The sequence below is a fragment of the Flexivirga sp. G2 genome, assembly GCF_055397625.1.
In genome coordinates, this window is sequence record NZ_AP039675.1 from 769598 (window position 1) to 783914 (window position 14317).

The 14317-nt window shown below is 66.7% G+C and carries 10 protein-coding genes; 7 read left to right on the forward strand and 3 right to left on the reverse strand.

The genetic code is table 11. The features are described 5' to 3' along the window. Positions 1-11 precede the first annotated feature (11 nt). Positions 12-3911 (forward strand): DNA-directed RNA polymerase subunit beta', encoded by a 3900-nt coding sequence (locus tag ACZ50J_RS03845; RefSeq protein WP_464299960.1) that lies wholly within the window; start codon positions 12-14, stop codon positions 3909-3911. A gap of 159 nt (positions 3912-4070) precedes the next feature. On the opposite strand, the gene ACZ50J_RS03850 is transcribed toward ACZ50J_RS03845, so the two are convergent. Continuing rightward, on the reverse strand, positions 4071-5063 hold the full coding sequence (locus ACZ50J_RS03850) for a glycosyltransferase family 2 protein (RefSeq protein WP_464299961.1): 993 nt from the start codon (positions 5061-5063) through the stop codon (positions 4071-4073). A 413-nt stretch (positions 5064-5476) separates the two neighbouring features. Here ACZ50J_RS03850 and rpsL point away from each other — a divergent pair, with 413 nt between their 5' ends. From rpsL to tuf, 4 genes are all read left to right on the forward strand, one after another. Next, positions 5477-5851, forward strand: a complete 375-nt coding sequence (rpsL, locus tag ACZ50J_RS03855; protein WP_325550883.1) for a 30S ribosomal protein S12 — start codon at positions 5477-5479, stop codon at positions 5849-5851. Next, entirely contained in the window at positions 5851-6321 is a 471-nt protein-coding gene (gene rpsG / locus ACZ50J_RS03860) for a 30S ribosomal protein S7 (RefSeq protein ID WP_325550882.1), read from the forward strand. Before rpsL ends, rpsG begins: the two co-directional genes overlap by 1 nt. A gap of 99 nt (positions 6322-6420) precedes the next feature. After that, a complete protein-coding gene (fusA, locus tag ACZ50J_RS03865; protein WP_464299962.1) occupies positions 6421-8535 on the forward strand; it encodes an elongation factor G in 2115 nt (704 codons plus the stop codon). A 138-nt stretch (positions 8536-8673) separates the two neighbouring features. Beyond that, complete coding sequence (gene tuf / locus ACZ50J_RS03870; protein ID WP_464299963.1) at positions 8674-9867, forward strand: elongation factor Tu; 1194 nt, start codon at positions 8674-8676, stop codon at positions 9865-9867. A 151-nt stretch (positions 9868-10018) separates the two neighbouring features. Here the strand turns inward: tuf and ACZ50J_RS03875 are convergent, their stop codons facing one another. Next, positions 10019-11305, reverse strand: a complete 1287-nt coding sequence (locus tag ACZ50J_RS03875; RefSeq protein ID WP_464299964.1) for a peptidoglycan-binding domain-containing protein — start codon at positions 11303-11305, stop codon at positions 10019-10021. A 162-nt stretch (positions 11306-11467) separates the two neighbouring features. Continuing rightward, complete coding sequence (locus tag ACZ50J_RS03880) at positions 11468-12244, reverse strand: C39 family peptidase (protein ID WP_464299965.1); 777 nt, start codon at positions 12242-12244, stop codon at positions 11468-11470. 141 nt (positions 12245-12385) lie between these two features. Here ACZ50J_RS03880 and ACZ50J_RS03885 point away from each other — a divergent pair, with 141 nt between their 5' ends. Together ACZ50J_RS03885 and ACZ50J_RS03890 are read left to right on the forward strand one after the other, a co-directional pair. Then, the gene (locus ACZ50J_RS03885) at positions 12386-13030 is read left to right on the forward strand and encodes a helix-turn-helix domain-containing protein (RefSeq protein ID WP_464299966.1); all 645 of its coding nucleotides are present in this window, start codon (positions 12386-12388) and stop codon (positions 13028-13030) included. Then, entirely contained in the window at positions 13027-14259 is a 1233-nt protein-coding gene (locus ACZ50J_RS03890; RefSeq protein WP_464299967.1) for an MFS transporter, read from the forward strand. The genes ACZ50J_RS03885 and ACZ50J_RS03890 overlap by 4 nt, the downstream gene beginning before the upstream one ends. Positions 14260-14317: the final 58 nt, after the last annotated feature.

The following is a 14317-nucleotide window of genomic DNA, read 5'->3' on the forward strand; positions in this document are numbered from 1 at the left end:
GAAGGCACAACGTGCTGGACGTCAACTTCTTCGACGAACTCCGCATCGGCCTCGCCACTGCTGAATCCATTCGCCAGTGGAGCCACGGTGAGGTGAAGAAGCCCGAAACCATCAACTACCGCACCCTGAAGCCGGAGAAGGACGGACTCTTCTGCGAGAAGATCTTCGGTCCGACCCGCGACTGGGAGTGCTACTGCGGCAAGTACAAGCGGGTCCGCTTCAAGGGCATCATCTGTGAGCGCTGCGGCGTCGAGGTGACCCGTTCGGCGGTCCGCCGTGAGCGCATGGGCCACATCGAGCTGGCCGCTCCGGTGACGCACATCTGGTACTTCAAGGGTGTTCCGAGCCGTCTCGGATACCTGCTGGACCTCGCCCCGAAGGACCTGGAGAAGGTCATCTACTTCGCGGCATACATGATCACGTCCGTCGACGTCGACCAGCGTCACAAGGACATGCCCTCGCTCGAGGCGCAGATCGAGGTCGAGAAGAAGGAACTCGAGAACGCTCGCGACAACGCCGTCAACACGCGCGCCGCGAAGCTCGAGGCCGACCTGGCTGAGCTGGAGAAGGAAGGCGCGAAGGCGGACGCCCGTCGCAAGGTCCGCGAGTCGGCCGAGCGCGAGATGAACCAGATCCGCAAGCGCTCCGACCAGCAGATCGAGCGCCTGGAGCAGGTCTGGGACCGCTTCAAGAACCTCAAGGTCCAGGACCTCGAGGGCGACGAGGTCCTCTACCGCGAGATGCGGGACCGCTTCGGTCTCTACTTCGAGGGCGGCATGGGCGCCGAGGCGCTGCAGAAGCGTTTGCAGACCTTCGACCTCGACGCCGAGGCCGAGTCGCTGCGCGAGATCATCGCGACCGGCAAGGGCCAGCGCAAGACGCGTGCCCTGAAGCGGCTGCGCGTGGTCACCGCGTTCCTGCAGACCAAGAACCACCCCACGGGCATGGTCCTGGACTGCGTTCCGGTCATCCCGCCGGACCTGCGTCCGATGGTGCAGCTGGACGGTGGCCGCTTCGCGACCTCCGACCTGAACGACCTCTACCGCCGGGTCATCAACCGCAACAACCGGTTGAAGCGACTGCTCGACCTGGGCGCGCCGGAGATCATCGTCAACAACGAGAAGCGCATGCTGCAGGAAGCTGTCGACTCGCTGTTCGACAACGGTCGTCGCGGCCGTCCGGTCACCGGACCGGGCAACCGTCCGCTGAAGTCGCTGTCCGACATGCTCAAGGGCAAGCAGGGCCGCTTCCGGCAGAACCTGCTCGGTAAGCGCGTCGACTACTCGGGCCGTTCGGTCATCGTCGTCGGTCCGCAGCTGAAGCTGCACCAGTGTGGTCTGCCCAAGCAGATGGCCCTGGAGCTCTTCAAGCCGTTCGTGATGAAGCGCCTGGTCGACCTCGACCTGGCCCAGAACATCAAGTCGGCCAAGCGGATGGTCGAGCGTCAGCGCGCCGAGGTGTGGGACGTCCTCGAAGAGGTCATCACCGAGCACCCGGTGCTGCTGAACCGCGCACCCACGCTGCACCGTCTGGGCATCCAGGCCTTCGAGCCGCAGCTGGTCGAAGGCAAGGCCATCCAGATCCACCCGCTGGTCTGCACCGCGTTCAACGCCGACTTCGATGGTGACCAGATGGCGGTCCACGTGCCGCTGTCCGCCGAGGCCCAGGCCGAGGCACGCATCCTGATGCTGTCGAGCAACAACGTGCTGAAGCCCGCCGACGGTCGCCCGGTCACCATGCCCAGCCAGGACATGATCACCGGCCTGTACTTCCTGTCCGCCCAGGACGGGGAGGCCAAGCTGGAGGACGGCGAGCACCTGCGTGCGTTCTCGTCCGCAGCCGAGGCCCGTATGGCGTTCGACCGTGGCGAGATCAAGCTGGGTGCGCTCGCTCGCATCCGCCTGTTCGACCAGGTCCCGCCGGCCGGTTTCGAGCTGCCCGAGGGCGCCGAGACCGACGAGTTGGGCCGGCTGAAGTCCTTCGAGCTGGAGACCACCCTCGGCCGCGTCCTGTTCAACGAGACGCTGCCGGAGGACTACCCCTTCCTCAACCAGGACATCGACAAGAAGGCGCTGTCCGGCGTCGTCAACGACCTGGCCGAGCGTTACCCCAAGGTGCAGGTTGCCGCGTCCCTGGACGCACTCAAGGCCGCCGGTTTCCACTGGGCGACCCGTTCGGGCTGCACCGTCGCGATCAGCGACGTGCAGACGTCGTCGAACAAGTGGGGCATCCTGGTCGGCTACGAGGAGAAGGCCGCCAAGATCCAGACGCAGTTCGACCGTGGTCTGATCACCGACGACGAGCGCCGTCAGGAGCTCGTGGAGATCTGGACGCAGGCGACCAACGAGGTCGCCACGGACATGCAGCACAACTTCGACCGCAAGAACCCGATCTTCCGCATGGTGTCCTCGGGCGCCGGCGGTAACTGGTTCCAGGTCCGGCAGATCGCCGGTGCACGTGGTCTGATGGCCAACCCGAAGGGCGAGATCATCCCGCGCCCGATCAAGGCCAACTTCCGCGAGGGCCTGTCCGTGCTGGAGTTCTTCATCTCCACCCACGGTGCCCGTAAGGGTCTGGCCGACACCGCGCTGCGTACCGCCGACTCGGGTTACCTGACCCGACGCCTGGTGGACGTGTCGCAGGACGTCATCATCCGTGAGGACGACTGTGGCACCGACCGCGGCCTGACGCTGCCGATCGGTCAGCGGGGCGCCGACGGTGGTGCGCTCGTCGAGCACGAGAACGTCGAGACCTCGGTCTACGCCCGCACGCTGGCGACCGATGTCGAGATGGACGGTTCGGTGCTGGCACCGGCCGGTTCGGACCTCGGCGACGTCAACCTCGACAAGCTGCTCGCAGCGGGTGTCGAGGAGGTCAAGGTCCGCTCGGTGCTCACCTGTGAGTCCCGCGTCGGCACCTGCGCCAAGTGCTACGGCCGTTCGCTGGCGACCGGCAAGCTGGTCGACATCGGTGAGGCCGTCGGCATCATCGCCGCCCAGTCGATCGGTGAGCCCGGCACGCAGCTGACGATGCGTACCTTCCACACCGGTGGCGCCGCGGGTGACGACATCACCCAGGGTCTGCCGCGTGTCGTCGAGCTCTTCGAGGCTCGTACCCCGAAGGGTGTCGCGCCGATCGCCGAGGCGACCGGACGCATCCAGATCGAGGAGACCGACAAGGTTCGCCGCATCCTGCTGACCCCGGACGACGGCTCGGAGGAGCACGCCTACCCGATCAGCAAGCGCGGCCGCCTGTTGGTGCAGGACGGCGACCACGTCGAGGTCGGCACGCTGCTGATGCAGGGTGCGATCGACCCGAAGCAGGTGCTCCGCATCCAGGGTGCCCGCGACGTGCAGAAGCACCTGGTGGACGAGGTTCAGAACGTCTACCGCCAGCAGGGTGTGTCGATCCACGACAAGCACATCGAGGTCATCGTGCGGCAGATGCTGCGCCGCGTGACGATCATCGAGGCCGGCGACACCGACCTGCTGCCCGGCGAGCTCGCCGAGCGGACCCGCTTCGAGGACGCGTCCCGTCGCGCCCTCGCCGAGGGTGGCCGCCCGGCTTCGGGTCGTCCCGAGCTGATGGGTATCACGAAGGCGTCGCTCGCGACCGACTCGTGGCTGTCGGCGGCGAGCTTCCAGGAGACGACGCGAGTCCTCACCGAGGCGGCCATGCACGCCAAGAGCGACCCGCTGCTCGGCCTCAAGGAGAACGTCATCCTCGGTAAGTTGATCCCGGCCGGCACCGGTCTGCCGCGGTACAACAACGTGAAGGTCGAGCCGACGGAGGAAGCCAAGGCTGCGCTCTACGCGCTGCCGGACTACCAGCCGTACGACTACCCGGTCTTCGGCCCGGGTTCGGGTGAGGCCGTCCGCCTGGACGACGCCTCCCTCGGGTTCGACAGCTGACTCTGGCTTCGGCTCCTCGCAAAACGGCGGTGGCCCGCAACGAACGAGTTCGTTGCGGGCCACCGCCGTTTTGGTCGTCGCCTCCGCGGCCGTCGGCGTTGTGTTTCGGTCGCCTTCGATTGGGCAGTTGCGGTTCGATCTCCCAATCCGTGTATGCGGTCAGTCGATCGGTTCGTCGGTGTCACCGGTGTGCAGCGGGCCGGTGTGCTCGGAGTCGTAGGCGACGTAGTAACTGGGTCGCTGCTGCAGGGCGCTGTAGGTGCGCCCGACATACTCACCGAGTATGCCGAGACAGAGCAGTTGCAGGCCGGCGAAGACCGTCAGGATCACGACCGTCGAGGCCCAGCCCGACGTGGTGCCGCCGGACAGTTTGCTCCAGACCACGTAGACCAGCACGAGCGCCGCGACCACGAACCCCAACAGGCTGAACCAGGTGGCGAACCGCAAAGGCGCCTGCGAATAGCCGGTCACCGAGTCGAGGGTGAGTCGAATCATCTTGGACAGCGGGTACTTCGACTCGCCGGCGGCCCGGGCGTCCCGGCGGTACTCGACTGTCGTCGACGGGAAACCGAGCGTCGGCACGACCAGCCGGAGCACCCGATTGTGCTCCGGGAGTGCCGTGATCGCGTCGACCGTGGATCGCGACATCATCCGGAAGTCACCGGCGTCCTGTGAGAGGTCGAGTTTGGCCAGCCGCCGCATCATCCGGTAGAAGGCGCCGGCGGTGTGCCGCTTGAACGCCGAGTCGGCGGTGCGGTCGGTCCGCACGCCGTAGACGACGTCGACCTTCTCGGCGACAGCGGCGGCATACATGCGGGCGATCGTCTCGGGCGGATCCTGCAGGTCGGCGTCGATGGTGACGACCCAGTCACCGAGCGAACGTTGCAATCCGGCGGAGATCGCCGCCTGGTGCCCGGAGTTCGCCCGCAGCCGGACCACCCGCAACGCCGGCCAGTCACGCAGGGTGCGCTGCAGCAGCACCGAGGTGTTGTCCGACGAGCCGTCGTCGACCGCGACGACCTCGTAACTGACCGGAAGATCCTCCAGCACCGGCCGCAGTCGCTCGACGAACAACGGCAGCACGGCTTCCTCGTTGTACATCGGCACGACGACGGAGAGCACGGGGTGGGTGGACGGTGGTGTTCCCGGCACGGGCGAGTCAACTTCCAGGTCGAACGGCGAACGGTGGCACCCGCAAATCTGCCAGATGACAGGTGACGGCGTCGCTGCCAGGGCACCGACCGCACCGATTTTGCCGACCTCTGGCGGACCGGTAGGATCGTTATTCGTGCGTGGGCTCTGCCCTGCCCGCTGATCCACCGCCCTGCTCACAGGGTATGCCGGACAGTGTGGCACCAGACCACCACACGCTCTCGCCGGGCAGCTCATCGGGCGTGTCGGCCGGTCGGAAACGACGGGTCGGGTCGCTTGCGGGAAGTGCGGGGGAGGGCGCCGGTCCGACACTCCCGAACGCGTGGGTCGCAGGACCGGGAAACCCAAGGAGTTGGCCCAGGGTGAGAACCCGCGCCAACAGACAAGATTCGATCAGTTACGGAGACAGTAGGTTGCCTACAATCAACCAGCTCGTCCGCAAGGGTCGGCAGGACAAGATCGCCAAGGTCAAGACGCCGGCCCTCAAGGGCAGCCCCCAGCGACGCGGTGTGTGCACCCGCGTCTACACCACGACCCCGAAGAAGCCGAACTCGGCGCTTCGCAAGGTCGCGCGTGTCCGCCTCACCTCGGGCATCGAGGTCACCGCATACATCCCGGGCGTCGGCCACAACCTGCAGGAGCACTCCATCGTGCTCGTGCGCGGTGGTCGTGTGAAGGACCTTCCGGGTGTGCGCTACAAGATCATCCGCGGCTCGCTCGACACCCAGGGTGTCAAGGGTCGTCAGCAGTCACGTTCCCGGTACGGCGCGAAGAAGGAGAAGAAGTAATGCCTCGCAAGGGCCCCTCCCCGAAGCGTCCCCTGGTCGTCGACCCGGTCTACGGTTCGCCGCTGGTCACCCAGCTGGTCAACAAGATCCTGCTCGACGGCAAGAAGTCCATCGCCGAGCGCATCGTCTACGGCGCCCTCGAGGGCTGCCGCGAGAAGACCGGCACCGACCCGGTCGTCACGCTGAAGCGCGCGCTGGACAACATCAAGCCGAGCCTCGAGGTCAAGAGCCGCCGCGTCGGTGGTGCGACCTACCAGGTTCCGATCGAGGTCAAGCCGGGTCGCGCGACCACGCTCTCGCTGCGTTGGCTCGTGGGCTACGCCCGCCAGCGTCGTGAGAAGACGATGACCGAGCGCCTGATGAACGAGATCCTCGACGCGAGCAACGGCCTGGGCGCCGCTGTGAAGCGTCGCGAGGACACCCACAAGATGGCCGAGTCCAACCGGGCCTTCGCGCACTACCGCTGGTGATGCGTTCCGTCGCCCGGTGTTCCGCACCGGGCGACGGACCCGGACGGTGACCGCCGTCCTACGAGTTGATCAACCGCAGAACTCACGAAAGAAGACAACGTGGCACTCGACGTGCTGACCGACCTGAAAAAGGTTCGCAACATCGGCATCATGGCGCACATCGATGCCGGTAAGACCACGACGACCGAGCGCATCCTGTTCTACACCGGTGTGAACCACAAGATCGGTGAGACGCACGACGGTGCCTCGACGACCGACTGGATGGAGCAGGAGAAGGAGCGGGGGATCACCATCACCTCCGCGGCCGTCACCTCCTTCTGGGACGGTACCCAGATCAACATCATCGACACCCCGGGTCACGTCGACTTCACGGTGGAGGTCGAGCGTTCGCTGCGCGTTCTCGACGGTGCCGTCGCCGTCTTCGACGGCAAGGAAGGCGTCGAGCCGCAGTCCGAGACCGTGTGGCGTCAGGCCGACAAGTACGACGTCCCCCGCATCGCGTTCGTCAACAAGATGGACAAGATGGGCGCGGACTTCTACTTCACCGTGCAGACCGTCAAGGACCGCCTCGGCGCGGAGCCGCTGGTGCTGCAGCTGCCGATCGGCGCCGAGGCCGACTTCGTCGGCGTCGTCGACCTGGTCGAGATGCGTGCGCTGGTGTGGCCGGGTGACGCCAAGGGTGACGTCACCATGGGCGCCAAGTACGAGACCCGCGAGATCCCGGACGACCTCAAGGAGAAGGCCGAGGAGTACCGCAACCACCTGGTCGAGCGCGTCGCCGAGTCCGACGACGACCTGATGGAGAAGTACCTCGGCGGCGAGGAGCTCACCATCGACGAGCTCAAGGCCGGCATCCGCAAGCTCACGGTCAACTCCGAGCTCTACCCGATCCTGTGTGGCTCGGCGTTCAAGAACCGCGGTGTGCAGCCGATGCTGGACGCGGTCGTCGACTACCTGCCGTCGCCGCTGGACGTCCCGCCGATGATCGGTCACAAGCCGGGTCACGAGGACGAGGAAGTCACTCGCGCGCCGAGCAAGGACGAGCCGTTCTCCGCCCTGGCGTTCAAGGTCGCCGCGCACCCGTTCTTCGGGACGCTGACCTTCATCCGCGTCTACTCCGGTCGCATCGCCGCCGGCAGCCCCGTCGCGAACTCCACCAAGGGTCGCAAGGAGCGCGTCGGCAAGCTCTTCCAGATGCACGCCAACAAGGAGAACCCGGTCGAGGAAGCCGTCGCCGGGCACATCTACGCGGCGATCGGTCTGAAGGACACGACCACGGGTGACACGCTGTGCGACCCGAACGAGCAGATCGTGCTGGAGTCGATGAGCTTCCCGGAGCCCGTCATCCACGTCGCCATCGAGCCGAAGACCAAGAGCGACCAGGAGAAGCTGGGCACCGCGATCCAGAAGCTGGCGCAGGAGGACCCGACCTTCACCGTCCGCCTGGACGAGGAGACCGGCCAGACCGTCATCGGCGGTATGGGTGAGCTCCACCTCGACATCATCGTCGACCGCATGAAGCGGGAGTTCAAGGTCGAGGCCAACGTCGGTGCACCGCAGGTGGCCTACCGCGAGACGATCCGTCGTGCGGTCGAGAAGTACGACTACACCCACAAGAAGCAGACCGGTGGTTCCGGTCAGTTCGCGAAGGTGCAGGTCACGATCGAGCCGCTGAACACCGAGGACGGCGAACTCTACGAGTTCGAGAACAAGGTCACCGGTGGTCGCGTGCCGCGCGAGTACATCCCCTCGGTGGACCAGGGCATCCAGGAGGCCATGCAGCTCGGCATCCTGGCCGGCTACCCGCTGGTGGGTGTCAAGGCGACGCTGCTCGACGGCGCGTACCACGACGTCGACTCCTCGGAGATGGCGTTCAAGATCGCCGGTTCGATGGCGCTGAAGGAGATGGCTCGCAAGGCCGACCCGGCGCTGCTCGAGCCGATGATGGCCGTCGAGGTGCGCACGCCGGAGGACTACATGGGCGATGTGATCGGCGACCTGAACTCCCGTCGCGGTCAGATCCAGGCCATGGAGGACATCAGCGGCGCGAAGGTCGTCAAGGCCGTCGTTCCGTTGTCCGAGATGTTCGGGTATGTCGGTGACCTGCGGTCCAAGACCCAGGGTCGTGCCAACTACACGATGCAGTTCGACTCGTACGCCGAGGTTCCCCGGAACGTCGCGGACGAGATCATCAAGAAGATCCGGGGCGAGTGATGCCGGGCGCCGCGGCATACCGAATTGATCGTGGTATGCCGCAGCGCCTATCGTCAGCCCGGCTGTCAATAAAGAAACACAACACATCCGAAGGCGCCGCCCCGGCGTCAGCAACTGTCCTTGAAGGAGGACCCCACAGTGGCTAAGGCCAAGTTCGAGCGGACCAAGCCGCACGTCAACATCGGAACGATCGGTCACGTCGACCACGGCAAGACCACGTTGACGGCTGCGATCACCAAGGTGCTGGCGGACAAGTTCCCCGACCTCAACAAGGCGTCGGCGTTCGCGGACATCGACAACGCTCCCGAGGAGCGCCAGCGCGGTATCACCATCAACGTCTCGCACCAGGAGTACGAGACCGAGAAGCGTCACTACGCGCACGTTGACGCCCCGGGTCACGCTGACTACGTCAAGAACATGATCACCGGTGCGGCGCAGATGGACGGCGCCATCCTGGTCGTCGCGGCGACCGATGGTCCGATGCCGCAGACCCGTGAGCACGTGCTGCTCGCGCGTCAGGTTGGCGTTCCCTACATCCTGGTGGCGCTGAACAAGGCCGACATGGTCGACGACGAGGAGATCCTCGAGCTCGTCGAGATGGAGGTCCGCGAGCTGCTGTCGAGCCAGGACTTCGACGGCGACAACGCCCCGGTCGTGAAGGTCTCGGCGCTCAAGGCGCTCGAGGGCGACCCGGAGTGGACCAAGTCGGTCGAGGAGCTCATGGACGCGGTCGACGAGTCCATCCCGGACCCGGTCCGCGACATCGAGAAGCCCTTCCTGATGCCGATCGAGGACGTCTTCACGATCACCGGTCGTGGCACCGTCGTCACCGGTCGTATCGAGCGTGGCGTTCTGAACGTCAACGAAGAGGTCGAGATCGTCGGTATCAAGGAGGCTTCGCAGAAGACCACCGTTACCGGCATCGAGATGTTCCGCAAGCTGCTCGACGAGGGTCGCGCCGGTGAGAACGTCGGCCTGTTGCTCCGTGGCACCAAGCGCGAGGACGTCGAGCGCGGTCAGGTTGTCGTGAAGCCGGGTTCGATCACCCCGCACACCGAGTTTGAGGGTCAGGTCTACATCCTGGGCAAGGACGAGGGTGGCCGTCACACGCCGTTCTACGACAACTACCGTCCGCAGTTCTACTTCCGGACCACGGACGTCACCGGTGTCGTGACGCTGCCGGAGGGCACCGAGATGGTCATGCCCGGTGACAACACCGAGATGTCCGTCCAGCTGATCCAGCCGATCGCCATGGAGGAGGGCCTGCGCTTCGCCATCCGCGAGGGCGGCCGCACCGTCGGCGCCGGCCGAGTCACCAAGATCAACAAGTGATCTTGTAGCAACTCCGCCGAAAGGCCCCGGACCTCATCGAGGTCCGGGGCCTTTCGCATGTCCGGTGGCGGCGGCACCAGCCAAGACACGTCCTGGCTGCAAGAGGCTCGGGAAGGGTCCAGGTGGAGCCGCCTGCCGCGGGTGCCGCGGCCTACTGGTGCGCGGCAGCCTGCAGGCGGGACCAGGTGAGTTTGCCGACGATTCCGTCGGTGACCAGGTGCTGCTTGCGTTGGAACGCCTTGATGGCTGCGGACGTCGCCGGGCCGTTTGCGCCGTCAACGCCCAGGTGCGCACCGAGCAGGTTCAGCAGCTGCTGCGCGTACTTCACGTCCGCCCCGTGCATCCCGGCATGCAGCACCCGCAGGTGCGCCGGGCGCGGGATCGGCTTCGAGGTGGGCGCGGGCTTGGGGGCGGGCTTGGGCACTGGTTTCGGGATCGGCTTGGAGCCGGACTTCGGCGCACTCTGACCGGTCGCGGCCTGCAGGCGGGACCAGGTGAGTTTGCCGACGATTCCATCGGCGACCAGGTGCTGCTTGCGTTGGAACGCCTTGATGGCTGCGGACGTCGCCGGGCCGTCTGCGCCGTCAACGCCCAGGTGCGCACCGAGCAGGTTCAGCAGCTGCTGCGCGTACTTCACATCCGCCCCGTGCATCCCGGGATACAGCACCCGCAGTTGCGCCGGGCGGGGGATCTGCTTCGGTGGCGGCGTCGGGGTCGGTTTCGGGGTCGGCTTCGGGGTCGGTTTCGGCTTGCTGACCGGCAGCGGCCAGAGGGCGTTGAGCAGTCCGTCTGCGGACGACTGGGCCAGCGCGTACTCACCGCGGTATGCCGCAGCCGGTCGCTGCACATCGGCGGCAACCTGCCCGGCGGGTGCGGTCAGCCACGAGTTGCGCGGGTAGAACTGCTGCATGACGGTCAGGAACTTGGCGGTCGCCGACGCGGGGTTGATGCGCTGGGCGTAGGTGCCCCAGGAGTTGCGCTGCTGGAAGAGGCCGACGCTGTCAAGGTCCCCGCCGGTGTAGTTGCGCAGCGTGGTCTCGACGATGGTGGTCATCAACGCGATCTCGGCGGCCTTGCGGTCCAAGCCGCTCGCCCGTGACGCGGCGACGACGCGGCGGGCGCACGCGACCTGCTCGGCGGACAGCATGCGTCCCATCCGGGAGTAGGTCATCGCACTGGCGAGCTTTCCCGCCATCGCGGCATCGCTGCTGGTCGGACCGCAGGAGACCCAGGTCAGTGCCGCGGTGCCCGGGCGCCGGCTGGAGGGCAGTGCCCAGACCGGGTTACCGGCCGGTCCGGGGACGGCCGGCCCGGCATACCTGCCGGTCGGGGGTGTGCTGTCGGTGTCGGCATACGCCGGTGCAGCGGCGAGTGTGCCGGCAGCGACTGCGGTGATCGTGATGGTGACGGTGGCGGTGAGGAGCCGAGAGGTACCCATGGAACGTCCTTGTGTTCGGGGATGACAGAGGCTGCGTGACGCGACATGCTCACCTCGGCCGCGGACGCGTCCGGAGGGTGCGCGAAAGATATTGTGACAGATGTGGCGGATGGGCGTGTCGTGATCACATATTCACGCCGAAATGCGGTATAGGACGATGGGTCACTTCGGGGCGGGGTTCTCGGTGATCACCGCGGCCGGGTTGTGTTTGAACACCAACTCGCCCTGCTCGAAGGTCTTCAGCTGCGTGGCGGTGAAGCGATGGATCACCACCGAGGCCGGGTCGCTGTGCAGCGAGGCCGGGTCGATCACCAGGTAGCGATCGGTGGACTTCTCGTAGCCGGCGACGACGATGAAGTGACTGATCGGGTCGGTGTAGCCCGGCTTGATGTCGTGCCGGTAGTTGGTCGGCAGCTTCTGCATGTCGCCATTGACGATGGCCACTCGGCCGGCTCGCGCGGCCGCGGCGACCTGAGTGGGCACCGTGCTCGGGTCGCTCACGACCGTCGTACCGATGTCGTAGGACGAGAAGCCCTGGACCAGGTCGCTGGGACTGGTGCCGTAGGCGTCCTCGGAGGTGGGGATCCCCATGGTGTGGTAGCGCATGTACTGCGTCGCCGCCGAGTCGTTCATCCCGGCCCAGCTCACCGGAGTCCTGCCCATCGCGTAGATGGCGGCGATCGCGGCGACCGGGCCGCAGTTGTTCCATTGCGCGTTGCCGGTGCCGGCCTGCAGCAACGGGAAGAGCCGCGGATAGCTCGCTGCGTCGCTCGCCGAGCGTGCGCGGTGGATGGCACCGGACTTGTTGGCCCAGGCGGTGGTCTGCACATACCGGGTGGTGATCGGATCCTTGCCGGCCGCGTGCGCGACGGGGACGGTCGCGCACAGGGCGCAGAGGCTGACGGTGGCCGCGATCAGGCGGCGTCGGACCATTTTCATGGGAGGACTCCTGACAATGACGGGGTCTCCGAGCGTACGGCCGACCCGGGGGTCGCTGGCAAGGTCGGTGGCGTGCCGGAGCCTTCCGGGAGTTATACAAGAGCCCTTGTGTATGCCGTGGGCGCGCCGCATTCTGGACGCATGCCACGCAGGATCGCCGCCGAGCGGCATACCGACTCCGCGCCCCCGGATGCGCTCCCGGAGCTGCCCGAGGGTGCAGCACTGATCGACGCACTCCTCGCGATGCACCACCCGGTGCGCCGACGGATCTTCGAGATCCTCACCAACGACGGGCCCGCGACGGTCGGCCAACTGGCGACCCGGCTCGGGGTCGCGGTGGGCTCGGTGAGCCATCACCTCAAGCCGATGCACAAGGTCGGATTCATCATGCCGGCGCCGGAACTGGCGCGGGACACCCGCGAGTCGTGGTGGCGCGGCAACAAGCGTCGGCTGTCGTGGAGCAACGAGGACTACGCGGACGGCAGCTTCGCCCGGCAGGTCGCGGACGCCGCCGAGCGGGCGAACCTGGAGTACCTGAACGCGGCGACGGTGCAGTGGATGCGCACCCGCGACGAGCTGCCTCCGGAATGGCGGGAGGGGCTGGCCAGCGACACCTTCGTGCCCGCGACCGTGGAGCAACTGGAGGACCTCAAGCGGCGCGTCAACGCACTGTCCGACGAATGGTCGCGGGAGGTGCGCGCCGACGCCGAGGCGCGCCCCGACGCCGAGCGCCGGCCGGTACGCCTCATCGCGCGAGTCTTCCCGAGTGAGCCGGGTGCGGTATGACGACGCCTGCGCTCGACCAGCCCGTCCTCATTGCGACGACACCGCCCCCGATCCGACGCGACCGGATGGTGCAGGTCTACCTGCTGGCCGTCATCGTGTCCGCTGCCGGAGACACGGTCTTCGCGATCGGTCTCGCCTGGACCGCGGTGCATCTGTTCTCGCCGGGCCTGGCCGGTTTCGTGCTCGGGGTGGAGATGCTTCCGCAGGCCGTCTGCACGTTGTTCGGCGGCGTGATCGCGGACCGGTACGACACCCGTCGCGTGATGATGTGGGGGGAGTTGTCGCGCGTCATCGTGCTCGGAGTGGCGGCGGTGTGCTGGCTGGCCGGATTGCACGCGGGCGCAGTACTTTTCGCGGTCGCCATCTGTTTCGGCACCGTCAGCGGCCTGAGCACTCCAGCGGCCAGGACACTCGTCCGGCAGTTGGTCGACGCCGACGATCTGGTCACCGTCAGCGGATGGACGCAGACCGGCACCCGACTCGCTCGACTGCTCGGCGCCCCGCTGGGCGCGGTGATCATCCACTGGGGATTCGGCTTCTCGATGATCGCCGACGGGCTCACCTTCCTCGGCGTGCTCATCGTGCTGCGGCTCGTCGTGCACACGCGCTACCGGCTGCCCCGGGCGCCTCAGGAATCCGTCGCACAGTCCTTGCGCTCCGGGTGGGACTACATCCGCGCATCCGAGGTCGCCCGGATCTTCCTGATCGGGTTGGCCGCGCTGAACGTCTTCGTCACCCCCGTCATGTCGGTGGGTGTGGCAATCCGCGTGTCCCAATCCCATTGGGGATCGGGGTGGTTGGGGGCCTCGGAGGCGATGTTCGCCATCGGCGCGATCGTGGGGTCCGTCGCCGGCACCCGCTGGCAGGGTGATTACCTACCGCGACGGTCCTTCCAGGTTCTGGTGCTCCAGGGGTTCGGGCTGGCGGCGGTCGGGTTGCCCACCCGGATCGGCCTCGTGCTCGGTATGGCGCTCATCGGGATCACGGCCGGACTCGCGTCGGTCTGGCTGAGCGGGTCCTTCCAGAAAATCATCGCGCCGAGTCACCTGGGGCGCGTGTCCTCGGTCAGCAATCTCGGCGACCTGGTCCTGACGCCTGCGACCACGCCGATCTTCGGGTTGTTGGTCGGTGCCTCGTCAGTCGTGATCACCACGTGCTGCTTCGGGGTGGCGATGGGTGTCCTCTGCGCGGTGTTCGCGGTCAACGGCCGGATCAGGAACCTGAGATGACAGGTCACGGACATGCGTCTGACAGGCGCCTGTGATATGGGTCACATTGTGTTAGCGT

What these genes read in the sequence shown, in the direction of transcription:
- rpsG (WP_325550882.1), top strand. Translation starts at nt 5,851, where the DNA reads ATGCCTCGCAAGGGCCCCTCCCCGAAGCGTCCCCTGGTCGTCGACCCG.
- ACZ50J_RS03875 (WP_464299964.1), bottom strand. Translation starts at nt 11,305, where the DNA reads ATGGGTACCTCTCGGCTCCTCACCGCCACCGTCACCATCACGATCACC.
- ACZ50J_RS03880 (WP_464299965.1), bottom strand. Translation starts at nt 12,244, where the DNA reads ATGAAAATGGTCCGACGCCGCCTGATCGCGGCCACCGTCAGCCTCTGC.
- ACZ50J_RS03885 (WP_464299966.1), top strand. Translation starts at nt 12,386, where the DNA reads ATGCCACGCAGGATCGCCGCCGAGCGGCATACCGACTCCGCGCCCCCG.
- ACZ50J_RS03890 (WP_464299967.1), top strand. Translation starts at nt 13,027, where the DNA reads ATGACGACGCCTGCGCTCGACCAGCCCGTCCTCATTGCGACGACACCG.